Here is a 26285-nt window from a genome sequence, read left to right as displayed (position 1 = left end):
CATTTAATGCAAAGATCAAAGCCTTTAGAGCTCAGTTCAGAGGGGTCAAAAACGTAGCTTTCTTCCTCTATAGACTCTCAAGAATCTATGCTTGAAATTACTACTCCCCAACTTTTCGGGTTGATCCTTAACATTTCTGTCCTGGACATAAAAAACTGGTTATTCTTAATTCCTTTATCCAGAAACTCATATAATTTTCCTCTAAAGTGGAGCGGGTTTCTTTCTACATTATAAGGGGAGTTAATATACTGTTCGAAGTATTTCAAGACCTCAGTATTAGTAATATAAAACTTGTAAAGATGAAGCCATATTTTGAAAAATTGCTCTTTATAAGAAGTTTCATCATTTAGGTATTGATCAACGGCAGTTTCTACCTTTTTTTTATTGTAGTTGAAGAGAGCAGTTAAGAGTTCATCTTTACTTTCAAAATAAAGGTAGAGAGTACCTGCTGCTACATTTGCATTTTTGGCTATCATGCTCATAGGTGTACCATGAAAGCCACATTTCTGCACTAGCTTTAATGCGCTCTCAAAAATCGCTTTCTTCTTCTCTGATATTTCTTCCATTAATCGCTCTTAAGCTTTATGACTGAACGTTCATTCACTCCACGAAATTAGTTAGAAAAGGTTTGTTGAAAAAGTAAATGTTGATACATTTATTTAAGGACTTTGAAAATTTTCGTTAGACGGAGTTAAACGGTAGATGAGTGGTGTGTAATTTATTAGGTCTATCAACTCTATGAAGTTGGGGGTTGCCTAAATAACTGAGGCTACTTATTTTGAGTTATTTCTATCAACTTCTTCGCTTTCTGAAAGCCCTGAAGCCGATTTACAACCTGTAAATCTTTGTTTATAATTATTGTGGCAGGAAATATCAGCCCCTCTTCATTTTTACCGAGCATTTCAGCTAACTGATGGTAGCCCCCGGAGACATTGAATTTGTAAATACGTCCCAGGAAATTTATGTTGTCTTTGGATTCAGCATTTATTTTTAGACAATAATAGTCTTTGTTGAGTATAGCCGCCAAAGGGTTATCCTCAAAAGTGAGGTTTTCCTGCATCTCGCAATATTTACACCAGTCGGTGTGAATAAAAATCAGTAATGGCTTTCTTTCCGTCCTCAAACTATCGCCTAAATGCTCAAAGGAAGTCCAGTTCACAGATTGTGCCTGTGTGGTAAAGCAGGTGCTTAGAATGCAGAAAATTATAATAACTAAATATTTCACCTCTTACTATAAAGTATATCTTACTCCTAAAAAACCACGAATACCCTGATTAGGCGCATACACATAAGACGGATCGAAGGTTAATGCATTCGGATTACCGGGAGTAGGAATTACCTGACCATCGGCACCAAACTCCACTCCTTTATCAAAAGGATCAAACGAACGAGCAATACTATTGGCAGGAGGGGTGAAATTAAGCAGGTTTTTAACACCTCCATACACTTCCCATTGGCCAAAGCCCTTTGTGAACTGAATGTTTTGTAAACTATACCAGTCAGAATATTCAGGTCTGTCGTCTAAATCTCCCAGTAAGGGTAGGCGCATTGGTCCATATAAATTTCCGGTATAATCTATTGTCAAATCAACTTGCTTAAAAGTATAGCCGACACTCCAAACTCCGGAAAAACGCTCTGTAAGCAATTGCCTGTAGGTTTCTTTATCTTCCGTAACTGAAACGTCCATTAGTGTGCCCCCCGCAATAAGCTTTAAGCCATTTGTCCAGTTGAAATCCATATTTAGAGAAATGCCTTTCGAAACAGCATATCCATCCAGATTACTGTAAATGATTTTGTTCGGGTCAGTTTCATAATCAGGTAAAATAGCATTGCTGAAATAAGTATAGAAACCACTGGCATCCAGTCCTATAAATAAGCCATTATTAGTATACATCTTTTTTACTAAATTAAGATTTACGTTCCAGGAGGCTTCCGGCTGAAGCTCCTCTTCAAATACTACTTCCCTTGCCCCAGTAAGTGCAGCATGATCTTCAGTGAAAACATTAGCCACTCTAAAACCATTTCCCGCGCTTAATCGGATTGTATTCTTCTTGTCCGCGGAGTTCCATTTGTAATTGATCCTGGGGGAAAAAATATTACCATGAATGCTGTTGTGATCATATCGGGCTCCTACCAAAAGCTTGTTTAAGCTGTTAAGTTGGATTTTATCCTGCACATATATTCCCGGCAAATGAATAATAGAAGGCGCATTATCTTCAGATTCATTCGCTGTTGCAGGCGTGTTGTCATCATAATAAGTATAGCGGTAGGCTAAGCCTACCATAATATCGTGCATTTCAAGAGGTTTATTCCAGGTCAACTGACCAAAACCGATATATTGATCAGCTATATAGCTTGTTGCTCCATATACAGAATTTTGCTGATGGCCATTTGCACTGAACTGAAAATTAATTATTTCTTCCACAGGAAGTTGATAAATTCCAAAAGCTTCCCATCTGCTGGTATAAATACTTTCCCCATATACTTCATTGCCCCCTCTGTATTTTTTCTCCCAGTTCATTTCACCACCCCATCGGTCTTCATAAACATACCTTCCGGCTAAAGAAAAAGCTTTATTATCTTTCCGGTTGATATCAACCTTGTTAAACACAGAAATTCTGTTTTGTAATGTCACGTCAGTAAAGCCGTCATCGTTATTGTCAATGGGGTTCTGATAATTAAAGTAATTAACACCTAGTAATCCCTGAGTTTTTTCAGAAAGGTGATACCGTAAACCCAAATCAGTGTTTACCTCTCCCCAGGTAGTGCCAAAAGCATCTGCAGAAATAAGTGGAGCATTGGTCGGCTTTTTAGTGATAATATTGATTAAGCCACCCACAGCTTCCGATCCATACAGTGTGGATGCCGGACCTTTCACTACTTCCATGCGTTCAATCAATGACTGTGGAATTCCGGTAAGGCCATAAACGGTTGAAAGGCCGCTCACAATAGGCATCCCATCAATCAAAACCATGGTATATGGGCCTTCAAGCCCGTTGATATGAATATCACCCGTATTACAGATATTACAATTGATTTGGGGCCGTACACCATTTACATTCTGGAGAGACTCAAAGACAGAAGGAGTGGGGTTGGCTTTAAAAAATTTAGCAGTGTACACTTCAACTGGCACAGGACTTTCCAATTTGGAAACCTCTTTCATTGTACCTGAAACTACTACTTCTCCCATTGCTTCAACAGATTCATTCATTACTAAGTTGAGAGTAAGTAAAGATGAATTCGGGCTCAGTACTACTTCTTTCTTAATCGTTTCAAAACCTATCATGGAAGCAATTAGAATATGATTGCCCAAATTAACGCCATCAATAGTAAACTGACCTTCCACATTTGTAACATCTCCTAAAGAGGTGCCTGCTAAGCCGACATTCACAAATTCCAGCGGTGTGCCATCTTTACCAATAACTTTTCCTATGATCTTCGCCTGCTGCTGGGCAATTATAGCATGTCCGAACAATAATAAAAGAAACAATATAAGATTGCTTGATAATTTTTTTAGACGCATAATTTATATTTTAATTGATAATACAAACTTATAAAGTTAGATTGATCTAACAAATAACATTTAACTATTTTTACTATTTTTGTAAAAAATATAAAATGGGTTCTCAGACAGAGGAAAATTATCTTAAAGCTTTGTATAAGCTCTCAGATGAAGAAGGGAAAATCAGCGTGTCGGAATTAAGCTCTACATTGAATGTAAGTATTCCCACGGCTAATAGTATGGTGAAGAAAATGGATGCTCATGGTTGGCTCAGATATGAAAAATACCGACCTCTCACTATTACTCCAAAGGGAAAACAAGTAGCATCAATGATTATCCGTAAGCATCGGTTAACAGAGATGTTCCTTGTAGAGCAAATGGGGTTTAGTTGGGAAAGTGTGCATGAAATAGCAGAGCAGGTAGAGCATGTAAATTCTGAAGCATTTTTTGATCGTATGGATGAAATTTTAGGCTTCCCGAAGTTTGATCCGCATGGTTCCCCAATACCTGATAAAAATGGTAAAACCGAGCAGTTGGATTTGATAAAGCTTAGCGAGTGTAAAATGGGAGAAATAGTTACTTTGAGTGCCCTATCTAATTCGGATAAAAATTTTCTTGAATACCTCAATAGCAGGTCTCTTTCATTGGGGGTTCAATTAAAAGTAATAGCCAAAGAGGCCTTTGATGGAAGCATTACTGTTTCCTATAGCAACCATGATAAAGAAGTATTAAGTAAAAAAGTTTGCGACAGCTTAATGGTGGAAAAGCTTAGGTGAACTGGAACTGAAGAATAGTTCATTGTAGCTTATACGAAAACCAGCTCTTAATCATCTGCTAACTTCTGCAAAAAAAGATGTTATAAAATAATTAGTGACTAGCGGCACTAAAGGATTTTAACTGATGATCTTCTTGATAAGCCATATAATAAGGACAATAACAAGTATTACAGCAATTACACCTACCCATACTCCCGCTTCAAAAATGCCCCCAACAATATCGCAACCTGTTAATGAGAGAGATAAAAATATAAAAAGAGCCAGTTGATAAAGTTGTAGTTTTTTCATTAGATTTTAAAGTTAGTAACAGTTCTTAAATCGCTTCCCAATAAATTGACAGCCTGTTGTTTTTAATATTAAGGAGCAATAATAGCTATTATTTTGTACGACAGAATAAAATTGTAAGTTGTACATAAGTAAGTATTGTTTGTTGTCATTAGCCCTGTAATAAAGTGGATTATGATAAATATCTACGTGTTACAATGGAGTTCAATTAGAATGAACCTTCTATACTAAGCTTACCTTCTTCACCGCTTTAATAAATTCTCAGCAACTGTTTTTGATAATTTTAAATCCTACTTAATTGGTAGGGATAAAATAATTTCTATATTTGCCTTTATATCCTACTGATTTGGTAGGGATTGAATTAAGTAAGTAAATTATCAAAAGTGTATGAGAAAAAAATTAATAATCTTTATTGCAGTATTGGTTTGTATGAACTTAAATACTTTGGCGCAAAATGCTATTTCAGGAAAAGTATTTGATGCCATAACCAATGAAGCCCTCATAGGGGCTACAATTCTTCAGGAAGGAACTACCAATGGTACAGTAACCAATATTGACGGCACATTTTCCCTTAGTTATACTGGCTCATTTCCAATGTCGATGAAAATAAGTTACGTAGGGTATGAGTTAAAGGAAATTGAATTAACAGGCAACCGACAAATTGAAATCTATTTAAATCCCGCGGCTTCGTCATTAAACGAGGTGACTGTAACAGCCAGGCGAAGAAATGAAGAAGTGCAGGAGATTCCTATTCCCATATCGGTTATTGGTGCCCGGGAATTGGATAATGCTGTTTCTTTTAATGTGAACAGGGTTAAAGAGCTCCTTCCTTCTGTACAGCTTTATTCATCTAATCCACGTAATACTACACTCAACATTCGTGGTATTGGGTCCACTTTTGGGCTAACTAATGACGGTATTGATCCCGGAGTAGGTTTTTATGTTGATGGTGTTTACTATGCAAGGCCTGCAGCTGCCAGCCTTGATTTTATAGATATTCAGCAAATTGAGGTGTTAAGGGGTCCTCAGGGAACCCTATTTGGGAAAAATACTACCGCAGGAACTTTCAATATTACCAGCCGAAAGCCTACTTTCATCACTACAGGAATATTTGAACAGTCCTTTGGTAATTATGGGTTCATTCAAACAAAAGGTTCAGTTTCAGGTCCTTTAGTAAAAGATAAATTGGCTGCGCGCTTATCTTTTACAGGAACGCACAGGGATGGAAACATTTATAATGAGGCAACTGAAGCATATACCAATACCCTAAATAATCAAGGAGTACGTGGTCAATTGCTTTTTCTTCCTTCCGATAAAATCACCCTCACCCTTGCTGCAGATTATTCACGGCAGCGTCCGGATGGCTACGCGCAGGTATATGCAGGCACAGCACCTACTCAAAGAGCTGACTTCAGACAATTTGAGAATATTATTGCCGATCTGGATTATGACTTACCAAGTCGCGATCCATTTGACAGAGTGATAGATACTAATACCCCATGGCGCTCTGATCAGGACATGGGAGGAGTTTCTTTAAATGCAGATTTTGAAGTAGGAAACGGAACTATTACATCAACTACTGCCTGGCGCAACTGGAAATGGAATCCTTCCAGTGACAGGGACTTTACAGGTCTGGATGCCATCAACAAATCACAAGCGCCTTCAATTCATAACCAATGGTCGCAGGAAATTCGCTATTCAGGGGAAATAAGCAAAAGGTTAAATGGAACAATTGGCTTATTTGGATTTTATCAAAAACTTGTGCCTGATGGAGCACATATTCAGGTTGCCGGAAGCGACCAATGGCGCTTTGTGCGGGATAGTGAGGATCCGTTGTGGGAAACACCGGGTTTGCTGAAAGGGCTCACGCAAGAGGATAAGCCGCAGTTTAGCAATTTCAGTGGAGCTTTATTTTCTCAACTGGATGTGAAGATAACTGACAAAGTGATAGTCACCCCAGGCATCAGGCTAAATTACGACCAGAAAGAAGTAGATTTTGAGCGCACTGTTTCCGGTGGATTGCAAACCAATGATCCTGAGTTAATTGCAATACAGAACAAGGTTTTTTCTCCACTTGCTTTTCAGAAAGATGTGGACGATTGGAATATTTCGGCTCAGTTGGGGGTAAGATATTCTCCCAATCATAGGCTTATGATGTATGCTAATTATTCCTATGGTTTTAAACCTGTAGGACTTAATCTGGGAGGCATTCCAACGGAAAACGATGAACCTGTTTTGGACTTGGCAGTTGTTAAGCCGGAGCGTGTGAGTCATTTGGAAGCAGGCATAAAAACCCAGCCACTAAAAAATAGCACATTAAACTTCACTGTATTCAATACCGATATTTTCGACTACCAAACTACGGTGCGATCTGCAGATATTAGTGTAATAAGGGGATACCTGGCCAATGCAGAGCAGGTAAGAACCTCAGGAGCTGAACTTGAAGTAAATTATACAATGCCAAAATATTTAAGGTTTACTACTGCGGTGAGTTATACTGATGGTCACTATGTTGAATTTACGAATGCCCCTGTTCCTTTGGAGGAAACAGGAAGTGGAGGGAATGAACTTAAAGATATTTCGGGTGGAGAATTACCGGGAATCTCAAAGTGGGCCTTTTCCGGTGGTTTAGAAGCATTTATTAAAAATAAGCTGATAGGGCAGGAGGGTGAATATTTTATAGGCTCAGATCTTTTTTACAGATCTTCTTTTTCATCTAATCCCACTCCATCCGCATACCTGAATATTGAAGGCTACTCCTTAATAAATGCACGCTTGGGATTTAGAACACGAAAGGGAATAACAGCTTATGTGTGGAGTAGAAACCTTGCGGGTACTAATTACTTTGAACAATTACTTCCTGCCGGAGGTAACGCAGGCCACTATGCTGCTGTATTGGGTGACCCAAGGACCTATGGAGTTACACTGAGGTATAGTTTATAAGTATCATATCCTCATAAACAAATTTTTAAATTTTTCTTATTTGAGTCAACCTGTTATTCTGACATTACAAATAACAGCTAAAATAAGCGATACAGGAATAACCAGATGATGGTATAGCTTAGCAGAGTATTATGGAAAAGTGTGAATAAGCTTCTTTTTAATAAAAACTTATTTCGATAATTATTAAACGCAATCTTATTGCATTTAATAATTTATTATCTAATTTTAACTTCGAGCTTCAGCTTAATAAGCCATCGTTATACTTTAATAACCTGAAATTAGAAAAAAGCTTTCGGAGAAATGAGGAACCCGGCTCAGTATAAATCAGAAGCTGAATGATACTATAAGCATTTTGTGGAGCGATATTTTAAAATTAATATATGATACAGTTATCAAATGTTACCAAACAATATAAATCCGGAACTGCCCTAAAGGGTTTAACCCTGCAAATTGATCAAGGTCAAATTTATGCACTGCTAGGTTCGAATGGAGCCGGAAAAACCACCACAATTAATCTGCTTCTTGGTTTTCTAAATCCTACTTCAGGAGAGGTTACTCTCGATGGCTTATCGCCTTTTAAAGACAGAAAAGCGATTAGCAAACGAGTAGCCTACATCCCGGAGAATGTGAGTTTATATCCTTATCTCACAGGAGTAGAAAACCTTGACTATTTCTGCAGCCTCGCTGGGATAAAGAAATCAAAACAAGCTTTAAAGGAAATTTTAACGAAATGTGGATTGCAATCCGGTGCCCATACACAAAAAGTGGCCGGGTATTCTAAAGGAATGAGGCAAAAGGTAGGTATCGCTATTGCCTATGCAAAAGAGGCTAAAGTGTTGCTGTTGGATGAGCCTGCCAGTGGTTTAGACCCTGCTGCTAGTAATGAATTGACTATGCTGTTAAAGCAATTAGCAAAAGAGGGAGCCACAATACTGATGGCTTCTCACGACTTGTTTAGGGTGAGGGAAATATCGGACCGAATTGGTATTCTAAAAAAAGGCGAATTGGTACGGGAACTTAAAGCGGAAACCGTATCGGCCAATGAGCTGGAGAAGGTTTATTTAGATTATATGCAAGCTTAACGGGGAAAATTATGTGGAGAATTCTCAAGAATGAATTAATTTTTTTGCTCAGAAACAGGGTAATTAAAGCAATTACTGCTGGATTTATTATTTTATTACTGCTCACTATTTACTTAGGTAGTCTGCAAACAGAAACTCAATCTGAAACTTATAAGGCAGCAAAAAGTCATCTTAGAGAGCAGTGGGAGAGTCTTGATGCTGTGAATCCGCATAGTGCAGCACACTATGGAACCTATGTATTTAAGCCAGCAAATTTGCTGAGTAGTCTCGATGAAGGGGTAAGGGGCACAACAGGAAATGTGCTACGTGTTGAAGGCCATGTACAAAATGAAATTGCACATTCTGAAGCTTCTCAGATGCAGTTTGTATCAAAATTTGGGAAGCTTAAAAGTTCCTTAATCTTACAGTTTATCATACCTCTGTTATTAATTTTTCTTGCATTTCGCAGTATTAGTGCAGAAAAGGAATCAGGCAGGCTTAAGTTTCTGCTCTTACAAGGTGCTTCAAAAAGTAATATTTTATGGGCGAAGTTACTCTCAGTTTGGCTATTTGGGTTACTACTCTTATTTTTAACAGTTGCATTATACGTATTAATAAATTTTAACAGTATAAATACTGATACCTTTAAGCGCCTCAGCCTTTTCTTTACGTCCTACTCTGTTTACTATTTTATTATTTCCAGGCTTACTGTTTTTTTCTCTGCTATTTGGCAGAATGCTACAACGGCTCTTACAACCATGCTAGGTATTTGGATTCTGTGGTCTATTTTTTTACCTAACATCATGATGAGTACCATTGAAAAACTGTATGAACTTCCCAGCCGTGATGAATTTCAGTCCGCGATGAAGGAAGATCGTTCCGAGGGCATTAATGGTCATGATCCTAAAGATGCACGTGCAAAAGCGCTGAAGGAGAAGATACTATCTGAATATAATATAGATAGCCTATCAGCACTTCCAATTAATTTTGATGGTATAGTAATGCAAGCTGATGAAGAGTATGGAAATATGGTTTGGGACAAGCATTTTGGAGCTATAAGGGATATTACAACCAAACAAAAACGTGCCTATCAATTGGCAGCAATAATTAACCCTTTTATATCCTTACAAAATACAAGTATGGGGTTTGCAGCAAATGATAATTATCATCACCAGGCATTTCTATTACAAGCTGAGCATTATAGACGAGACTTGATCAAAACATTAAATGATGAACATGCTTACGGAGGCTCTAAAACAGGCAATTGGGATTGGCAAGCTGATAATGATTTTTACAGCTCCATTCCGGACTTTACTTATAGGCCATTAAAATTTAATGAAGTTTTTTTCAGGTATAGGCTGGACCTAATCATTTTAATGTGCTGGGTTATACTTACCTGTTTGTTTGTCACATTGTCTTCAAATAAAATGAAAATCGCATGAGATCTATTTTTTTGTACGAATGGAATCATTTAAAGCATAGTTCTTTTAAATGGATATCTATCATTTTATTTCTATTTGCTGCTTTATATGGTTTACATAATGGTAAAAACCTTTATGAGGAACAATCTGCTGAGATAGAAAGAATAGAAGCAAAAAATCAGCAAGAAAGAGTCGACAATCTTGCTTCATTTAGCAAAGACTCGGATGGTGGCAGGTTAAGCCAACCCTATTTGGCCATCTGGTTCAGCCATATTTACCACTATAAAAAACCTTCGCCTGCATTGGTTTACAGCATTGGGCAAGCTGAGCAATTTGGTTATTATAAAAGAGTTAACATCAGGGCCAGTCCGTATGATGAAGATATGACCAATGAAATAGCAAATCCTGAGAGGTTGCAAGTGGGTATGCTTGATTTTACATTTGTTGTATTATTCCTTTTGCCAATAGTTTTATTGATATTGGTTTATGACATTAAAAGCATAGAGGTTGAAAGAGGGTATTTACCCTTAATTCGAATACAGGTAGGCTCTTTGTTTAGTTGGATTTTGGGTAGAACATTATTCTATTATGTATTGTTAATTCTGCTTATTATCGCCCTTTTAATTTACGGTGCAGTATTGACAGATGTTTTAATTTCAGACAGTATGGCTTTCTGGAATATGCTTTTCTATTCATTTCTGTATCTCTCGTTTTGGACTTTACTCTATCTGGTAATCCTTTATTTCGGAAAGTCTGTGATGGGTAATACGCTGTCAATGATAAGTATTTGGATAGTTTTTGTTTTCATTATTCCGGCTGCTGTTCATCAATACATTGGTATAAGAAAGCCTGTCAACCTAATGACGGGGATGATTGATGTTCGTGATATGAAGAATGACCTCTATGAGCTGGAAGATAGCATCTTGCGTAAACAACTTTTCGTTTTGTTTCCTGAACTTAAATCTAGCGTTACGGCAAAAACTGATGATCAAAGCTTTATATCTAAAAATTTGGATTACTATGCTATATCTAATGAGTTAATGAAAAATAGTTTAGCTCCAATCAAAGCAGAAAGTAATGAAAAAAATGAGATGATTTCTTCCACTTATTGGTTTAATCCTTTGACTTACTTTTCTAATAAATTAAATCGTATTTCAGAAACACATTATCAGGATTATGAAATTTATAGAAATGAAATCCAGTTACTAGTTGATAAACACATAAAACGCACAATATTGGATACCTGGAATAAGGTAAAAGTGGATCAACATCAATATGAAAAATATACCATTGAATTGTCAAAAATCAAATAAATGAGTTCTATAATGAATAGAATACCCGTACATATTATTACAGGATTTCTAGGTGCCGGTAAAACAACGTTTCTCAATCATTTTATAAAAGAGCGATTACCAGAACGAATTTTCGTTATTGAAAATGAATGTGGAGCTACTAATGTAGATGGAGCCTTGATTATGGATGGCGTTGAAGAAATAGTCGAATTATCCGCGGGCTGTCTATGTTGCTCGCTAGCCGATGGGTTTTTGGAAATTTTAGAAGAGGCATACAAACAGAAAGAACAGTATGACCGATTAATTATTGAGACTACCGGTATAGCAGATCCCACATCTATTGTGGAAGTATTCCTAACTAACCCTTTGGTAGAGAAATACTTTGAGATGGAACAAGTGGTTTGTCTGGTTGATGCAGGGTTGGTGGAAGATTGGCTTAACGAAACTACAGAAGCATTAAGGCAAATTGCTTCTGCAGATGTATTGTTGGTAAATAAGCAAGATACTGTAACTCCTCAATATTTGCAGAGTTTAAAAACTCAACTGTCCAATATAAACCCTCAAGCTCAAGTTATAAGTGGAATAAAAGGGGTTTTTCCGATAGATGAGATACTAAAGACGGGAGTTATAAAACCGATCTCCATTGAACCTATAACAGCAAGAGCAAAGCATCATCATCATGAGCATGGGGACAATAATAGTCATAAAATAACTACTTTCACGCTCACCTTTGATAAACCCCTTGATCTTAATGAATTGCAGTTAGATCTTAATCGGATTGTTCAGTTGTATAGGCATCAGGTATATCGGGTTAAAGGATTTATTGCTATTCCGGGCTATCCCAACCGAGTAATTCTTCAATCTGTTAGAAATACCTTCATTGCCACAGATGGTACCCCCTGGGAAGATGCTGATAATAGAGAAGGAAAACTTGTTTTTATTGGCCGTGGACTTAAGAAAGCAGGATTTGAGAAGATGTTTAACAGGCATTTGGTGGAGGGTTAATGTTCATTATTATACTAACTATTTCTTAATCAATCCTTAACCTGTCTCAATTCAGAGTTTTCAAATTTTAATCTTAAATCGCAGTTATTCATTATGAAAAAATACTTTTATTTCTCTTTAATCATTCTATGGCTGGTAGGGTGTAATAACCCAACAAGTAATAAAGTGAAAGAGATGGGTAAATCTTCTGAAGCTGAAAGTCAAAACGACAGCTTAGCCACTTTTAATGCTTGGCTAAATGATTCTCAACCGCTTATTAGTGCACATAGAGGTGGGCCATATCCTGGATTTCCTGAAAATGCCATTGAAACGTTTCAATATATTTCAGGTCAAATTCCTAAACTGATTATTGAGTGCGATGTTTCAATGACTAGTGATAGCATGCTGGTATTAATGCACGATAGAACTTTAGACAGAACGACAACCGGAAGTGGAAATTTGTCAGATTTTACATTAAGTGAATTGTTGAAATTTAAATTAGTAGATAACGAAGGTAAACAAACTCCTTATCAGATACCTACACTTGATCAGGCACTGGCATGGGGCAAGGGTAAAGTACTTTATACACTTGACGTAAAACGTGGTGTTCCTTATGATAAAGTATTAAAAGTAATTAAAAAATATGAAGCTGAAACTTATGCGGCTATTATTACCTACCGCATTCAGGATGCAGAACTAGTTCATTCGCTTAACCCAGATGTAATTATCTCGGTGTCTGCCGGAGATGATGGCGCTTTGAAGCAAATCAGAAAGTCAGGCATTCCATTTTCCCAATTGCTAGGTTTCGTTGGCACAAAAGAGCCTGGTAAGGATCATTATCAGAAGCTTCAGAAATTAGAAATCACAGCTATCCTTGGTACTTTAGGTAATCTTGATAAAAGTGCGAAAGCAAAGAGGAACGATGCTGTTTATGTCACTTATGTTAACAATGGTGCTAATATTATAGCTACAGATAGACCATTGGAAGTCTCAAATATTTTATATCAAAAGCATGCAAACTAAAAAATTAAAACGCAGAGAGTTCATTTCTTTCCTAGGAAAGGCTGGTTTGGGGATGGCCTTTTTGCCACCTTTTTTAGCTCAAAGTGGTAATATATCAACTCCATCCTTAGCTTTTCAAACAGAAGGGGAAGATTATTTGCAAATGTTGCGCAATTTTAAGGTAAAGGGTCTTGATCCTTCGGACAAAGACGATTTATTATTAGTAGAAGGATTAGATTACCATGTCCTTATAAAATGGGGAGACCGTATTTCTGAAAAGGATAATTTCGGTTTTAATAATGATTTTACGTGTTTTATACCCCTTGATTCTAATAATCCAAAAGATGGTCTTCTTTGGGTAAATCATGAGTATATTAACCCTCTGTTTGTTTCTCACTTTGATTTTAATAAGTATGAGAACCCTAAAAACCAGAAAACCAAAGATCAGGTTGATAAAGAAATGTACAATGTTGGAGGAAGCATTGTAAGAATTAAAGAAGTCAACGGGAAATGGAAAGTTGTTGAAAATGATCCCCACAATCGTAGGATAACCTCGCAAACTCCTATAAGCCTTAATTGGGATAGACCGATAAAAGATAAATTAACTGTTAAAGGCACAAATAGTAATTGCTCAGGAGGAATAACTCCATGGAATACTTTTCTTACCTGTGAGGAGAATTATGACAGCTGCTTCGGAGAAACTGAGTACGATGAAAATGAGAATCCAACCCATGTTGAAAGCAATTATGGGTGGGAACATTTTTACAATTACCCTCCTGAACATTATGGCTGGGTAGTTGAAATAAACCCAAAGGATGGTTCTGCTCAAAAACACATAGCATTAGGCAGGTTTGCTCATGAGTGTTGCACAGTGTACGAACTTGAAGATAAACGTGTGGTAGCCTATTCTGGTGATGATAAAATGAATGAGCATTTATATAAATTCATCTCCTCAACACCTGGGTCTTTAAAAGAAGGAACTTTGTATGTAGCTGATACAGTGAATGGCAAATGGTTGCCGCTGGATTGGGAGAGACAACCTGTTTTGAAAAAGAAATTTAAAGATCAAACGGAGGTTTTAATCCGGGCCAGGGAAGCAGCAAGATTGCTAGGAGCCACTGAATTGAACCGACCAGAGGATATTGAGATTGACCCTATCACTGGGAATATTTTCGTGGCGCTTACTAATAATGTAAAAAAAGATGACCATCATGGTTCAATTTTAAAGATTGAGGAAACAGCTGGTAAGTTTGATTCTCTCACTTTTACCGCTTCAACGTATAAAGCTGGTGGTGAAGAAAGTGGGTTTTCCTGCCCTGATAATCTGGCCTTTGATTTTTCCGGAAACATGTGGTTTACATCTGACATGTCCGGTAGTGCAATGAATAAAGAGGGGAAGCCTTATATGGCATTTAAGAATAATAGCCTGTTTGTTATTCCCCGATTTGGCGAAGATGCTGGAAAAGTGATCAGGGTAGCTTCAGCTCCTAAAGATGCCGAGCTCACGGGGCCATGGTTTGCGCCTGATGGCAAAACTCTTATTCTGAGTGTTCAACACCCGGGAGAACAGACAATTGATATAAAGAAACCAACCAGTAAATGGCCATTTGATGATGACAATATTCCTAAACCTTCAGTAGTGGCTATTACAGGTAAATTGATTGAAAAAATGCATAAATTGAGTCAAATTGAACAATCAAAAGGGTAAATAGAAAGGGATGCTAATTTAAAAAAGACAACAGTTTTATAAATTGGGTATATTAACTCTTCTACATTTTATTGAAGTGCATAGAAGATATATAAAAATGAAGGGATTAGTTTTCATCGTTGTTAGAACAGGACTTGCATTTTCCATTCAATAAAAAATACATATCGTCAATTTCATAGTTTTTTAGCTTCTCTAAATATTCAATGGGTAAGCAGGGCAGGCAAACAATTTCATCGCAATCTGAACAATGAAGATGAGGGTGCATGCTCAAACCCTCATGTTTCTCAAAATTGAACATATACATGCAAACACCCCTCTGGTCAACCAGTTTTGTAATAAGCCCAGCTATTTCAAAAGTTTGAAGCGTGCGATAAACTGTTACGCGATCCATTGTAATTGACAAGTTCTTTTCTATCTCAGAGAGTGTATAAGCTTTGGAATGCTTCATCAAAAATTGCAAAAGCACCACTCGTTTTTCAGTAATCCGCTGCATATGTTTTTTAAGAATTTCTGTGGCGCTCTGCTTATTCATAATTTTATGGTTTTGATTGAACTAGTGTGTAAAATTCATTTTGTAGTTCTAAAATATAAAGTGAGTCTCCTTGATTCCAGAATAGAGGTTCTACTATAGTTTAAAATGCTTTTTCATTTCATAGAAACTTGAATTTTTTCGCAACAGCCTGCTTTACATCTACATTTTCTTAAATTGACTAAATGTAATATTATCATCGCAAGAGCAGGGAAATACATCATATCTATTGGAAATTCAATACCTCCGAACCGCTCATTTATAATAAAGAAAGTAAGGAGTACGATAGTCACTAGCAGACTTATTTTTATCCATATAATATTAGATTGTTGTATGGTTCTAAACACTGCAAGGTAGGAAACTCCTAAAAGCAAAAAATCCACATAACCCCATAACCTAAAGCTTTGATTAGAGGTGCTAAATAAAGCAGGATACGCTGCTAATATTAAGTACGTAATTAAACAATGAAAAATACAGAGTGTAGAACTAATCATACCTAACTGATCTGACTTTTTATTTAAAAGGGTTATCATAATAAATGCAATATAGTTGCAAATATAATTGTTTGAGTATCTTATGCAATAAAGTTGCGTTTAATACATCATGATCCTTTCTTATCAACTTCCAAGTATTGAAAAGAATCTTTTTCTCCACTTGAGCCTTTACTTATCAATCAGAAATTCAAAACATCAGCATAATCAGATTTTTTTTAAAAACAGCTAATTTTCGCTGTTCAGGAAGATGGATACGGCAGTAATTGTTTAGCAATTCTAATTTGCTAATTATCAATTTGATACGTATATCTTTTATGCATTTAAAACAGGTGCTAAGGATTAGAACTTATATATCATATTCTCAGCCATTTATTTAAGCTACTGCAAGAGTAAAGTGGATTATCATTTCTAGCCAGATTAAAAGCTTATTAGTTTACAATCAATTTAGAACCCCCAATTTCTGGATTTTTATTATATTAGCAATCTCATTGCGTTTAAGCTCACCAGTCACAGATGATTTAGGGTATTTATGAAATATAGTTTTATTATTTTGTTCATTGTTATATCCTTCCATGTATATGCTCAAAACCAACGGTATACTATTTCAGGCACAGTTAAGAATAAATCTGAGGAAGTACTTATCGGAGCGACAATTCAAATTAAGGAACTTAATATTGGAGATATTGCTAACGAAAACGGACACTACGAAATAAGCAATTTAAAAAACGGAATTTATCAACTTCAGGTAACAAGTGTAGGGTATGAAGCAATAACAAGGACTGTTAGTCTTAGTGACAGCAATCTTATTATAGATTTTTTATTAAAGCCCTCCTCATTAGAGTTAAAAGAAGTGCGGGTTGAGGCGAGTCCTTTTAAATCAGGACCAACTGAACAATCAATGACTATTGAAACGATTGAAAGAGATTTTCTCGATAAAAACAATAGCAATACTTTTGTAAACACGCTACAGCGCATACCTGGGATTAATGCTATAAATACGGGGGTTGGTATTGCAAAACCAGTAATTCGTGGGCTTAGCTTTAACAGAATAATAGTAAATGACAGAGGTATAAAGCAAGAAGGGCAACAGTGGGGGGCTGACCATGGATTGGAAATTGATCAGTACGAGCCGGAAAGGGTTGAAATTATAAAAGGGCCTTCCTCTCTTTTGTATGGTTCCGATGGTTTAGGTGGGGTGATTAATATTTTAGCACCATCATTTCCAGTTAAAAACACTTTGGGAGGGAACATACTATCAACATTTAAAAGCAACAATAATTTAGTAGGAACTTCTACTATGATAGAAGGAAATAAAAATGGGAAAGTTTTCCGCCTTAGGTTTTCTACACAGGATTTTGCGGACTATAAAGTTCCTGCAGACAGCTTTACTTACAATCGGTTTGTTTTGCCTATCTACAATCAAAGGTTGAAAAATACTGCAGGAAATGAGCGGAATATGTCAGCTATGTTTGGTTTAGCTAAAGAATGGGGTCATGTTTCGATTACTATCAGTAATTTTCATCAAAAAGCAGGTTTCTTTACTGGTGCTTTAGGCATACCCAGAGAATACCAATTAACCAGTGATGGTGATAGCAGAAATATTGATGTTCCAAGGCAGGTTACGAATCATTTTAAAATAATTGCCAATGCTAATATTCTAGTTAATAAAGATTGGCTAGAGGTAGATCTCGGTTATCAAAATAACTATCGTAGAGAAGAATCAAGTCCTCACGCCCATGGGAAAGGCCCCAGGCCGGAAGGTCAGCTCGCACTTGGACTCACTTTACAAACTATTTCTGCTAACATAAAGTACCACCACCAAATCAATAAAAAACTCAGTAGTATTTACGGATTTCAGGGGCAATATCAACAAAACAAGAGAAGTGGATTTGAATTCCTACTTTCGGATTTTAAATCGGGAAATGCAGGTTTATTCATTTATCAGGAATATGCCCTTAATAAAATTATAACCATCAACGGTGGCCTAAGAGTTGATAATGGTTTGAGGGATATCGAGAGATTTTTAGATCCAATCTATTCCGACCCCGAAACAATTAGTGGATATAATGAAAGAACTGGGGAAGTAAAAAGGAATTTTTCTAACTTCTCAGGTGCCACAGGTATTTCATTTTATCCTAATCACCACTTTAATGCAAAACTTAATGTAGGAAGTAGTTTCCGCATGCCCAGTGCTCCTGAATTGTCTTCTAATGGCATACATCACGGAACTTTCAGACATGAGTATGGCGATAGTACTCTTAATACCGAGAGAGGATGGCAGGTGGACTTAAATCTTACCTATCATACAGAAGGTTTTCATGCCAGTCTTACTCCATTTTATAACTACTTTAAACACTTTATATATCTTAGCCCAACCGCGCAATTCTCTACCTTACCAGAAGGTGGCCAGGTTTATCGATATACTCAGGATAATGCCATTTTTGCCGGAGGTGAAGCTACTATTGAATACCATTTTATAAAAGCTCTTCACATCAAAACTGGTTTAGAATACATATGGAATTATAATATGAATAATAATCTGGCACTTCCATTTACTCCGCCATTTTCTATTCTAGGTGAAGTTGAATATAAGTTGCCTTTTAAATATACTTATTTCAACAATATGTTTGTTGGAATTTTAACACACTACTTTGCTGATCAAAACCGAGTTGACAGAAATGAAAAACCTACTCCAGGCTATACTCTTTTAAATTTTTCAACTGGTTGGGACATTAATATTAAAAATACAGCCTTGAAATTTATTTTTACAGTCCAGAATCTTGCTGATGTGCAATACATGAACCATCTAAGTAGATACCGTCTGCTAAACCTCCCTGAACAGGGACGTAATTTCAATATTACATTGAAATTACCTTTTACAATAATAGGTAAGAAATAAATGGTAATTATTTTGAATCAAATAAACGATGGTAAATTCATTCAAATACTACCTCTATTACTTTCGCACTTGAATTGTTGAATGTATCGTATCCTATTACGCTAAAAATATGCTTACCTGTAGTAGCAGAGGGTGGTATTTTTAATTTTAAATCAAAAGAAGCTTCTGTACCTTGTTCTTCGGGAAAGAATTCCTGAATAGGGAAGAACTCAGTACCTTTAGGATCCTTGTAGGTGATTTCAATTTTTCCATTGGAAAGTGAATTATTATCAGTTATACTACCTGAAAAACTCAATTCTTCTCCCCTTGTTATATTTACTGTGCCAGAAGAAGGTTCAGAAAGTGATATCTGTGGAGGTACATTATCAATTGCATTTTCAACTTTAATACTATAAATTAATGGGTCTGCCTCGTTTCCGGCTTCATCAAGACATAAAATTTGTAAGTGGTAATCTCCTGCAAGAGCATCTTCAGGAACTTGCAACTCCTCTTTAATTGAAAGGTCATTGCTATTAATATTCTCTATCTTTAACAATTGCCAAGAAGAACCTAAAATTCTGCTGTGCGAGTGACAATCAAAATTATTATGAACATCAATTTTGTATTGTGATAGGTTAAGATTGTCTGTAAAGCGTAAATTCAATACAACAGAGTTGCCTGTAGAAACATAAATTATATTTTGCTCAGTAGAATTACAAACCAGACCCTCTTTCGCTTGAGGCGAGGTATCTACCATAACTATAGTAGGTTTTTCTATATCCGGCCCTTTATCTATTGAATCATTTTCAGAACAGCCATATCCTACTGCAGTAAACAGTATGAATAATACGTAAATTTTTTTTGTATACTTTCTCATTTGACATCTAAACTTGAAGGAAACCTCGCTTTTATCCATTTTATCTGACCTCTATGACTTATTTCGTCTTCCATTACATGAAACCATTTGTAATAATTATTTGATCCGGAAACGCTTTGTACATACAACCACTCATCCTCTTTATTTTGTAGTTCCTTTATGGTTTGTGACCTAATATTATGCAAACATTCCAAATAGTAATGAATATCATTACCTTTTATTAAACCTAAATCCAGCTCCCCTGGTAGAGCACCTTGCCAAAATATTCTTTCCGCACTATTTAAGTCTCTTCCATTAAAAGTAAGGTTATAATACCATGTTTCAAGTGCAGCTATGTGTTTTAATAAAGTGCCGATTGAATTCCATCTATTATTATCATTAAAATCCAATTGCTTTACACTCAGCTTCATTACTTCTTGTATGGTGACAGAGCGTGTAATACTCATCATCGCTACAAGATGTCCAATTTGTTGATCAAAACCATTTACTTCGTTGATAACCCTGATCATTCTTTGGTAAATCCATTGTCCATAGCCAAATAATTTCAGTTTACTACTACCCTCGCAGCTAATTTTGTAATACCTGATTGTATAGTTACAATATAAACACCTGATGATAAACTGTTCGTATCAATTTTCTGTATATACTCACCTGAAACCAAATTACCTGTATTATCAGTATAAAGTATTTCTCCACTAAGAGATAGCAGGTTTATTGTAACATTGGATTTCTTGGTTAAAAAATACCTGACAGAAACTTCACTTAGAGCAGGATTAGGAAAAGGGGGATACAGTGTAAGCTGATTATGGCTTACCAATTTATCTTTTATTCCAGTAACAGGGCCATCCTTAAATTCAACGATAGGAAATATAGCAAAATGAGTTGCTACAGGTGTAAAGTTCTGAGTGTAAAAATCTCTCCAAAGCCTTGTGCCATGGTTATGGTATCTGATGGCATTTCTACCATATAAAGCAAGGTCTTCTTCTGTCCTTGAACCATCTTCTCCACTTAAAACAGCAATTGTGTCACCCGCATAGCCACCATGTGCATAGTCTTTCAAATTAAAAGACACGTAAAACGAATCCTTAACACCTATTGGCTCATCAAAAAAGGTGGTCATAGATTCTCCAGATAAATCAATATCTTTATATGCCACCTCTTTTGTTCCTAAAATTGATCCTGGAAGTTTACTGGTGCTAACTTCGTATACATTAAATTCTGCGATATTATCATTGGTATTTATCCCGGTGTGGTGACTTATCACTCCCACTACAGTAGTCGCACCATCAATGTAATATTTCTCAGCAAATTCCTCCCTGAGCAAGTTACTATGGCCTGTATAGTAGCCCCAACCAGTTTCATAAGTATAGGCGGTTAAAGAAGTACCTTGCGGTAGATTCCGCAAGGTATCTCTCTCTTCTTGGGTGAACCCATCATACGAAATGATTAGAAGAAAAAAACAGAAATATATGTGCTTCATATTATTAGTAGTTTCCTGGTCAAAATAAGTCGGTCTTCTTTATTTGTTATTTTATCAAAATTTTTCTTTGTATTGATGACTTACCGAAATTAACATTAAGAATATACATGCCTTCAGCTAATGAAGAAGTATGATAAGTTTTAGATATTTCACCCTGCTTAAGGTTTATAACATCTTTTTGCACTATACGCCCTTGCATATTATAAAGATTAATATGCAAATTTTCTTCTATTGGCAATCCATTAACGGCTATCGTAAAGTAGCTTTCTGATGGATTCGGATAAATGCTTAGGGAGTTATTCAGTTTTTCTTCGGCTCCCAGTGCAATCTGAGTAGTGAAGTTAGTGGCACTTACTGCGGTACCTTCAGGTGTAGTTACGGAGATAGCTCCACTTGCCAATCCATCTGGTACAGTAGCCACTATAGTTGTATTATTTTCTACTGTGAATTCAGCATCTACATCTCCAAATTTAACTGAGATGGCACCTGTAAAAGCAGATCCTGTAATAGTAACCAAATCACCTTTACGACCTTCTTCAGGCGTAAAACTAAAGATATTCAGAGCGTTATAGTATTTTAGTATTGCTCCACTAGAACCAACGAGCCAACCTGAATTAACAGTTAAAAAATCAAGGCCATAAAATGTTCCTGCTAAATCTTGTTCAATAGCCCAATTTTCTCCCCCATCGGAAGTAAATAAAACGATTCCCTGCCTACCAGTTATAAAACCTGTTGTGTCATCAAGGAATTGAACTTCATATAAATCAACAGGTAAATATATGTCATCGTTTATATACTCTACCGGACTTGTTTGAGGAGTCCAATTTTCTCCACCATCTATCGTATGCAGAATTTCACCTACATTACCCACAGCCCATCCACTATTCTCATTGATAAAGAACACAGAATTCAGTGTTGCCTCACTTTCACTAGTCTGAATATTCCAACTACTACCTCCATCAACAGTGTTTACAATTGAACCGTCATCACCTACAGCCCATCCCGTATTGTTATCGGTAAAATATACCGATCTTAAAACAGTTTCTGTATTGCTATTTTGGAAGCTCCAGGTGGCTCCACCATCTGTAGTTGCAGAAATGGCCCCCAAAGAGTCGCCTACAGCCCAACCCCTCTCGTTACTGGTGAAAAACACACTACGAAGATGTTTGCTAGTGCCACTTTCTTGAGGAGTCCAATTACCTCCTTTATCAGTTGTTTTCAAAATAGTGCCCTCATTACCAACAGCCCAACCTGTATTTTCATCACTAAATACCAGAGAGTTAAGTGTGTTTTCGGTGTTTGCGGACTGTGGTAACCATTCATTGCCACCATTTGTGGTACTCAAAATCGTTCCTGCATTTCCTACTGCATACCCCTCTGTATAGCTGGTAAATTCAACTGACCTTAAAGTAGTCACTACTCCATCCCTTTTTGACTCCCAATTCAATCCTCCATCAGTTGATTTTAGGATTAAACCTGCGGAACCTATTGCGTAGCCTATGTTATCATTTAAGAAGACCATATTTAGTAGTGATTCTCCTCCGGGAGCCGCATAAATTTCCTCCCATGAGTCACCGCCATTAGTAGTTTCCATAATCTTACTTCTACCAGCTATATAACCATGCTCAGCATCAAAAAAATGTAATCCTCCTACATAGCTCATAGTAGTTTGATCAGCTGTAGGCTCCCAGGTTTCCCCACCATCAGTAGTTTTAATAATTTTGCGCACAGTTGAGCTTTGGAAAATTGTGGTAGTGGCATAACCAATATTTTCATCTTGAAATTGCATTGAAGTAAAGAAAGCAAATCCCTGGTCAGGCTCAGTTGTGGTTTGTTTTACCCACGTGTTTCCTCCATCTGTAGTTTTGAAAATTTCATATTCATAACCACCGATCCAACCGATGTTTTCATTTAAAAAGAACACTGTAGTAAATCCACTACCGCTAAAAGAGTTATGCTCTTGTTGTGTCCACGTTGTACCACCATCTTCAGTATATAGTATTACCGGAAAATCAGACCCTCTACCAACTACCCAACCCTTATTCTCATCGATAAATTGAACATCCCAGAACCTTCCGTCACTAATGCCTGTGTTTAAAGCTGTAAAAGAACTACCACCATCTGTAGATTTATAAATATTGCCAGCATCCGTTACCATGTATCCTGTACTGGCATTAACGAAATCAACGGCCCATAAACCTTCTCCTTCAAATCCGGTGATTTCCCAATCTTCTCCACCATTAGTAGATTTCAAAAATTGACTATCCCTGTTTCCTGCAATAAATAATGTATTTTCATCCAAAACATCCAACCCGTAAAAAAAAGAGGTAGTAGTGGAAGGGTTTTGCCATACTAGTTCTACTTGAGCAAGTAATAGCTGTATTGGGCAAACTTGCAAAAGCATTATGGACATTAATTTGTAAAATGTGCGTAAAATTTTCATCATGTTTTAAAGTTTACTGTTTGGTTAGTTTGAACATGTAGTTGCCTGTTTCCCCTCTATTTTGCGGATTCCCCTCCTTTTTGACAAAACTCATGATTAAGGTGGTTACGTTTACTTCTATGTCAATAATGGTTCCGTCTGCTCTTTGTATTTTGTTAAAATTCCCCTCTACAAAAGACCATACCCCTTCGGTTGGCCACACTTCAGGGTATGTGTTGGTTGTTGTGTATCTATTCTCTCCAATGGTTATAGAAAAACCTAGCCATTGATTAGATTTGATATTATCTCTGGTAACAGCTCCCTCTTCAACTACTTCCCATGTTCCTAAAAGCGCCTGAAATTGAACCTCTTCATTGCTTAAACTTTCGTCATCATCTTTGCAAGAAGCGCAAATAATGATCGGCAGAAGAATCATTAAAAATCTGGTAATCCTTTTTTTCATGTAAATTTTATTTAGTGGTTGTATAGTATATGATGTTTGAAAACAGTAAGAAGCTTTAGTTGGTAATTCAAATGCCTAAATGATTAATAAATTACAGTTAGTTAATAGATTAACTAAAGCAACTCCATTGCAAATAATATAAATAAATTTGCAAATGCAACAAAGTTGCGGTTATTTTATTGAAAAAAATATGAAGAATTCTACCCGTGGTGATAGCTCTATATATGAAGCACTTATTTCTTTAGCTAACAACATTTTAGCTAATGCAAAAGAGGATGAAAAAGGGATTTATTGGGAGACTGAGGAAGTGTCAATGATAGGAATGCATTGGCAAAGTAATGGAACATTATTTACAGGAAGTGCTGGTATTACTTTATTCTTCATTGAATTATATCAATTTACTGGTAATATAAAATACATGAATGCAGCAAAAAGAGGTAGTAGTTGGATTAAAAACTATGCCGCTTCAGCTAAAATAAAGCATCCTGCTTTTCATATCGGAAATACAGGCATTGCTTTTGTGCTTACCAAAATGTACGAGGTCACCCAAGAATCCAACTATCTTGATGAGGCACTATCTATAATAAAAGAAACGTCAGAACAAATTAAGCGAAATGATTTGTCGGCAGATTTAATAAGGGGAAGCGCTGGAATTTTGCTTTCTTTAACATACCTACATTCTATTCATCAAAATGATATTTTAATTCCATTAATAGAACATCAGCTTAACCAATTGATCCAATCAGCAATGCTTTCAAAAACAGGTATTAAGTGGGATTACAAAGAAAAAAATATTAACAGTCTTTGTGGAGTCTCTCATGGTGCTTCTGGTATAGCATATGTTTTCTTGGTTTTAGGTAAATACTTTCAAAACGAGGCGTTCTATTGGCTGGCAGAGCAGGGGTTTCGTTACGAAAGAGAGTACTACAATAAAGATATAAATAATTGGGAGGATCTTAGACTTGTTGTAAATCAAGAAAAGGCTATAACGGCTTATAAGTCAAATAATATGGATTATTTCTTAAAAGGAAGAGATACCAATTGTTGGAGCCATGGTGCGGCAGGTATAGGCGTTGTGAGGCTTTTTGCTCATCATTTAATTGGAAATACTGATTATTTGGATGAAGCTGAAAAGGCAATATTAAAAACCTGGGAGACAGATATTCAAAATAACATCACTAATGCCAAATGTAATTATGCTAATGGCAAAGCTGGTAATGCTGAATTATTTCTAGAGGCTTTTTGCTATCTGGATAATCCAATTTACCTGGAATATGCAAGACAAGCGGCTTTCACTATTATTGATAACCTCAACGATATTAACCCCTCCAACAAATCACAAAACCGACAAGATGAAGGATTATTTCTTGGCAGGACTGGATATGCATACTTTTTCCTTCGATTTCTCTCTCCAGATAAAGTAAGTTCAATTCTATTTCCGAAAATAAAGGGGCGTTACAAAAATGATAGTTTGGAGCATGATAGTATAATTAATATCACTGTTGAGCAATTGAGAATGAAAATCTATGGAAAATATTTTCCTGAGACAATAACTCTTTTAAATGAAAGAGTTAAAAATGCATTCCCAGAGTTAATTCCAGATTATAATAAGAAAGCAACGGATTTTATAGAGTATTTAAAAGAAATAATCGATAGAGAAAAACACTATGATCTCAAGCAATCCTTTGAACTTGAACATACTTGCTACCAGATATTTTTGAATAACACTAGCTACCTGTATACTGCCACCAGAAATGCTTGCTTACATCAAGAAACAAAGGAAATAAATAAATTGGATGAGTCTGAAATTGTTAAAAAGAAAGTAAAATTATGCAACAATATTGTTCTTAAGGTTTCTGAGGATAATAATCTATTAATTGATTCTATTATAGAAACAAAATTTAATAATTACTTTATTTCTATAAATCAAAGAGACAATACTTCTAAAAAACATTTTCTAAGTAGCTTCTCTTACAAAATACTTTATGCAATGAAAGATGGTATACAGATAAGTAAATTGGTTGCAGACTTCTTAAAAGCTAATGAAAATTCTATTGTTGATACTGAAACAGAAAAAATCCAGACCTTACTAATAAATCAAGTAAGAGCTTTTGCTGAGGGGAGAATAGTGTGTTTTGAATAAAAAGGGACAGATAAACTGCCCCTTT

The 26285-nt window shown here is 36.2% G+C and carries 21 protein-coding genes; 10 read left to right on the top strand and 11 right to left on the bottom strand.

Annotated features, from left to right (window positions below):
- Positions 1-77: 77 nt before the first annotated feature.
- The 3 genes from IEV85_RS23115 to IEV85_RS23105 all read right to left on the bottom strand — a co-directional run bounded on the left by IEV85_RS23115 (position 78) and on the right by IEV85_RS23105 (position 3523).
- A complete protein-coding gene (locus tag IEV85_RS23115) occupies positions 78-566 on the bottom strand; it encodes a TetR/AcrR family transcriptional regulator (protein ID WP_188467646.1) in 489 nt (162 codons plus the stop codon).
- Between the two features lie 203 nt (positions 567-769).
- Positions 770-1225, bottom strand: a complete 456-nt coding sequence (locus tag IEV85_RS23110; RefSeq protein WP_188467645.1) for a thioredoxin family protein — start codon at positions 1223-1225, stop codon at positions 770-772.
- A 6-nt stretch (positions 1226-1231) separates the two neighbouring features.
- Positions 1232-3523 carry a TonB-dependent receptor gene (locus tag IEV85_RS23105; RefSeq protein WP_188467644.1) on the bottom strand — a complete coding sequence of 764 codons (2292 nt, stop codon included), beginning with the start codon at positions 3521-3523 and terminating at the stop codon, positions 1232-1234.
- Positions 3524-3618: 95 nt separating this feature from the next.
- Between IEV85_RS23105 and IEV85_RS23100 the strand changes: the two genes are divergently transcribed.
- Positions 3619-4278, top strand: a complete 660-nt coding sequence (locus IEV85_RS23100; protein WP_188467643.1) for a metal-dependent transcriptional regulator — start codon at positions 3619-3621, stop codon at positions 4276-4278.
- Between the two features lie 117 nt (positions 4279-4395).
- Here the strand turns inward: IEV85_RS23100 and IEV85_RS23095 are convergent, their stop codons facing one another.
- Positions 4396-4566, bottom strand: coding sequence for a hypothetical protein (locus tag IEV85_RS23095; protein WP_188467642.1), 171 nt, complete (start codon positions 4564-4566; stop codon positions 4396-4398).
- A 384-nt stretch (positions 4567-4950) separates the two neighbouring features.
- On the opposite strand from IEV85_RS23095, the gene IEV85_RS23090 reads away from it, so the two are divergent.
- The 7 genes from IEV85_RS23090 to IEV85_RS23060 all read left to right on the top strand — a co-directional run bounded on the left by IEV85_RS23090 (position 4951) and on the right by IEV85_RS23060 (position 14974).
- The gene (locus tag IEV85_RS23090) at positions 4951-7506 is read left to right on the top strand and encodes a TonB-dependent receptor domain-containing protein (protein ID WP_188467641.1); all 2556 of its coding nucleotides are present in this window, start codon (positions 4951-4953) and stop codon (positions 7504-7506) included.
- A gap of 380 nt (positions 7507-7886) precedes the next feature.
- The gene (locus IEV85_RS23085) at positions 7887-8588 is read left to right on the top strand and encodes an ABC transporter ATP-binding protein (RefSeq protein ID WP_188467640.1); all 702 of its coding nucleotides are present in this window, start codon (positions 7887-7889) and stop codon (positions 8586-8588) included.
- Positions 8589-8599: 11 nt separating this feature from the next.
- Complete coding sequence (locus IEV85_RS23080) at positions 8600-10009, top strand: ABC transporter permease (protein WP_188467639.1); 1410 nt, start codon at positions 8600-8602, stop codon at positions 10007-10009.
- Positions 10006-11301 carry a hypothetical protein gene (locus tag IEV85_RS23075; protein ID WP_188467638.1) on the top strand — a complete coding sequence of 432 codons (1296 nt, stop codon included), beginning with the start codon at positions 10006-10008 and terminating at the stop codon, positions 11299-11301. The genes IEV85_RS23080 and IEV85_RS23075 overlap by 4 nt, the downstream gene beginning before the upstream one ends.
- 12 nt (positions 11302-11313) lie before the next feature.
- A complete protein-coding gene (locus tag IEV85_RS23070) occupies positions 11314-12285 on the top strand; it encodes a GTP-binding protein (protein ID WP_188467637.1) in 972 nt (323 codons plus the stop codon).
- Positions 12286-12378: 93 nt separating this feature from the next.
- Entirely contained in the window at positions 12379-13287 is a 909-nt protein-coding gene (locus IEV85_RS23065; protein ID WP_188467636.1) for a glycerophosphodiester phosphodiesterase family protein, read from the top strand.
- Positions 13277-14974: a PhoX family protein gene (locus IEV85_RS23060; protein WP_188467635.1), complete on the top strand. Its 1698-nt coding sequence runs from the start codon at positions 13277-13279 to the stop codon at positions 14972-14974. Before IEV85_RS23065 ends, IEV85_RS23060 begins: the two co-directional genes overlap by 11 nt.
- Positions 14975-15080: 106 nt before the next feature.
- Here the strand turns inward: IEV85_RS23060 and IEV85_RS23055 are convergent, their stop codons facing one another.
- Positions 15081-15506: a Fur family transcriptional regulator gene (locus tag IEV85_RS23055; RefSeq protein WP_188467634.1), complete on the bottom strand. Its 426-nt coding sequence runs from the start codon at positions 15504-15506 to the stop codon at positions 15081-15083.
- 113 nt (positions 15507-15619) lie between these two features.
- Entirely contained in the window at positions 15620-15997 is a 378-nt protein-coding gene (locus tag IEV85_RS25265; protein ID WP_425562911.1) for a MerC domain-containing protein, read from the bottom strand.
- Positions 15998-16526: 529 nt separating this feature from the next.
- On the opposite strand from IEV85_RS25265, the gene IEV85_RS23045 reads away from it, so the two are divergent.
- Positions 16527-18896 carry a TonB-dependent receptor gene (locus IEV85_RS23045; RefSeq protein ID WP_188467632.1) on the top strand — a complete coding sequence of 790 codons (2370 nt, stop codon included), beginning with the start codon at positions 16527-16529 and terminating at the stop codon, positions 18894-18896.
- A gap of 37 nt (positions 18897-18933) precedes the next feature.
- Here IEV85_RS23045 and IEV85_RS23040 read toward each other — a convergent pair whose 3' ends face one another.
- Genes IEV85_RS23040 through IEV85_RS23020 form a run of 5 tightly spaced genes read right to left on the bottom strand, consistent with a single transcriptional unit; the run spans position 18934 to position 24117 of the window.
- Complete coding sequence (locus IEV85_RS23040; RefSeq protein WP_188467631.1) at positions 18934-19752, bottom strand: DUF4625 domain-containing protein; 819 nt, start codon at positions 19750-19752, stop codon at positions 18934-18936.
- Positions 19749-20261 carry a mycothiol transferase gene (locus IEV85_RS23035; RefSeq protein ID WP_188467630.1) on the bottom strand — a complete coding sequence of 171 codons (513 nt, stop codon included), beginning with the start codon at positions 20259-20261 and terminating at the stop codon, positions 19749-19751. Before IEV85_RS23035 ends, IEV85_RS23040 begins: the two co-directional genes overlap by 4 nt.
- Before the next feature lie 35 nt (positions 20262-20296).
- Complete coding sequence (locus tag IEV85_RS23030) at positions 20297-21232, bottom strand: T9SS type A sorting domain-containing protein (RefSeq protein ID WP_188467629.1); 936 nt, start codon at positions 21230-21232, stop codon at positions 20297-20299.
- Positions 21233-21278: 46 nt separating this feature from the next.
- A complete protein-coding gene (locus IEV85_RS23025) occupies positions 21279-23678 on the bottom strand; it encodes a YCF48-related protein (protein WP_188467628.1) in 2400 nt (799 codons plus the stop codon).
- Between the two features lie 10 nt (positions 23679-23688).
- Positions 23689-24117, bottom strand: coding sequence for a hypothetical protein (locus tag IEV85_RS23020; protein WP_188467627.1), 429 nt, complete (start codon positions 24115-24117; stop codon positions 23689-23691).
- A 190-nt stretch (positions 24118-24307) separates the two neighbouring features.
- Here IEV85_RS23020 and IEV85_RS23015 point away from each other — a divergent pair, with 190 nt between their 5' ends.
- The gene (locus IEV85_RS23015; RefSeq protein WP_188467626.1) at positions 24308-26260 is read left to right on the top strand and encodes a lanthionine synthetase LanC family protein; all 1953 of its coding nucleotides are present in this window, start codon (positions 24308-24310) and stop codon (positions 26258-26260) included.
- Positions 26261-26285 lie beyond the last annotated feature (25 nt).

Source organism: Marivirga lumbricoides (assembly GCF_014636295.1).
Taxonomy (GTDB): domain Bacteria; phylum Bacteroidota; class Bacteroidia; order Cytophagales; family Cyclobacteriaceae; genus Marivirga; species Marivirga lumbricoides.
The sequence above is the reverse complement of the archived record's forward strand: the minus strand, read 5'-3'. Positions and strand labels throughout refer to the sequence as shown.

Bases quoted from the DNA above. Each gene is read 5' to 3' on its own strand.
- IEV85_RS23015 (WP_188467626.1), top strand. From the start codon at position 24,308: ATGAAGAATTCTACCCGTGGTGATAGCTCTATATATGAAGCACTTATT.
- IEV85_RS23045 (WP_188467632.1), top strand. From the start codon at position 16,527: ATGAAATATAGTTTTATTATTTTGTTCATTGTTATATCCTTCCATGTA.
- IEV85_RS23090 (WP_188467641.1), top strand. From the start codon at position 4,951: ATGAGAAAAAAATTAATAATCTTTATTGCAGTATTGGTTTGTATGAAC.
- IEV85_RS23100 (WP_188467643.1), top strand. From the start codon at position 3,619: ATGGGTTCTCAGACAGAGGAAAATTATCTTAAAGCTTTGTATAAGCTC.
- IEV85_RS23115 (WP_188467646.1), bottom strand. From the start codon at position 566: ATGGAAGAAATATCAGAGAAGAAGAAAGCGATTTTTGAGAGCGCATTA.
- IEV85_RS23085 (WP_188467640.1), top strand. From the start codon at position 7,887: ATGATACAGTTATCAAATGTTACCAAACAATATAAATCCGGAACTGCC.
- IEV85_RS23075 (WP_188467638.1), top strand. From the start codon at position 10,006: ATGAGATCTATTTTTTTGTACGAATGGAATCATTTAAAGCATAGTTCT.
- IEV85_RS25265 (WP_425562911.1), bottom strand. From the start codon at position 15,997: ATGATTAGTTCTACACTCTGTATTTTTCATTGTTTAATTACGTACTTA.
- IEV85_RS23040 (WP_188467631.1), bottom strand. From the start codon at position 19,752: ATGAGAAAGTATACAAAAAAAATTTACGTATTATTCATACTGTTTACT.
- IEV85_RS23020 (WP_188467627.1), bottom strand. From the start codon at position 24,117: ATGAAAAAAAGGATTACCAGATTTTTAATGATTCTTCTGCCGATCATT.
- IEV85_RS23060 (WP_188467635.1), top strand. From the start codon at position 13,277: ATGCAAACTAAAAAATTAAAACGCAGAGAGTTCATTTCTTTCCTAGGA.
- IEV85_RS23095 (WP_188467642.1), bottom strand. From the start codon at position 4,566: ATGAAAAAACTACAACTTTATCAACTGGCTCTTTTTATATTTTTATCT.
- IEV85_RS23070 (WP_188467637.1), top strand. From the start codon at position 11,314: ATGAATAGAATACCCGTACATATTATTACAGGATTTCTAGGTGCCGGT.
- IEV85_RS23065 (WP_188467636.1), top strand. From the start codon at position 12,379: ATGAAAAAATACTTTTATTTCTCTTTAATCATTCTATGGCTGGTAGGG.
- IEV85_RS23055 (WP_188467634.1), bottom strand. From the start codon at position 15,506: ATGAATAAGCAGAGCGCCACAGAAATTCTTAAAAAACATATGCAGCGG.
- IEV85_RS23080 (WP_188467639.1), top strand. From the start codon at position 8,600: ATGTGGAGAATTCTCAAGAATGAATTAATTTTTTTGCTCAGAAACAGG.
- IEV85_RS23025 (WP_188467628.1), bottom strand. From the start codon at position 23,678: ATGATGAAAATTTTACGCACATTTTACAAATTAATGTCCATAATGCTT.
- IEV85_RS23030 (WP_188467629.1), bottom strand. From the start codon at position 21,232: ATGAAGCACATATATTTCTGTTTTTTTCTTCTAATCATTTCGTATGAT.
- IEV85_RS23105 (WP_188467644.1), bottom strand. From the start codon at position 3,523: ATGCGTCTAAAAAAATTATCAAGCAATCTTATATTGTTTCTTTTATTA.
- IEV85_RS23035 (WP_188467630.1), bottom strand. From the start codon at position 20,261: ATGATCAGGGTTATCAACGAAGTAAATGGTTTTGATCAACAAATTGGA.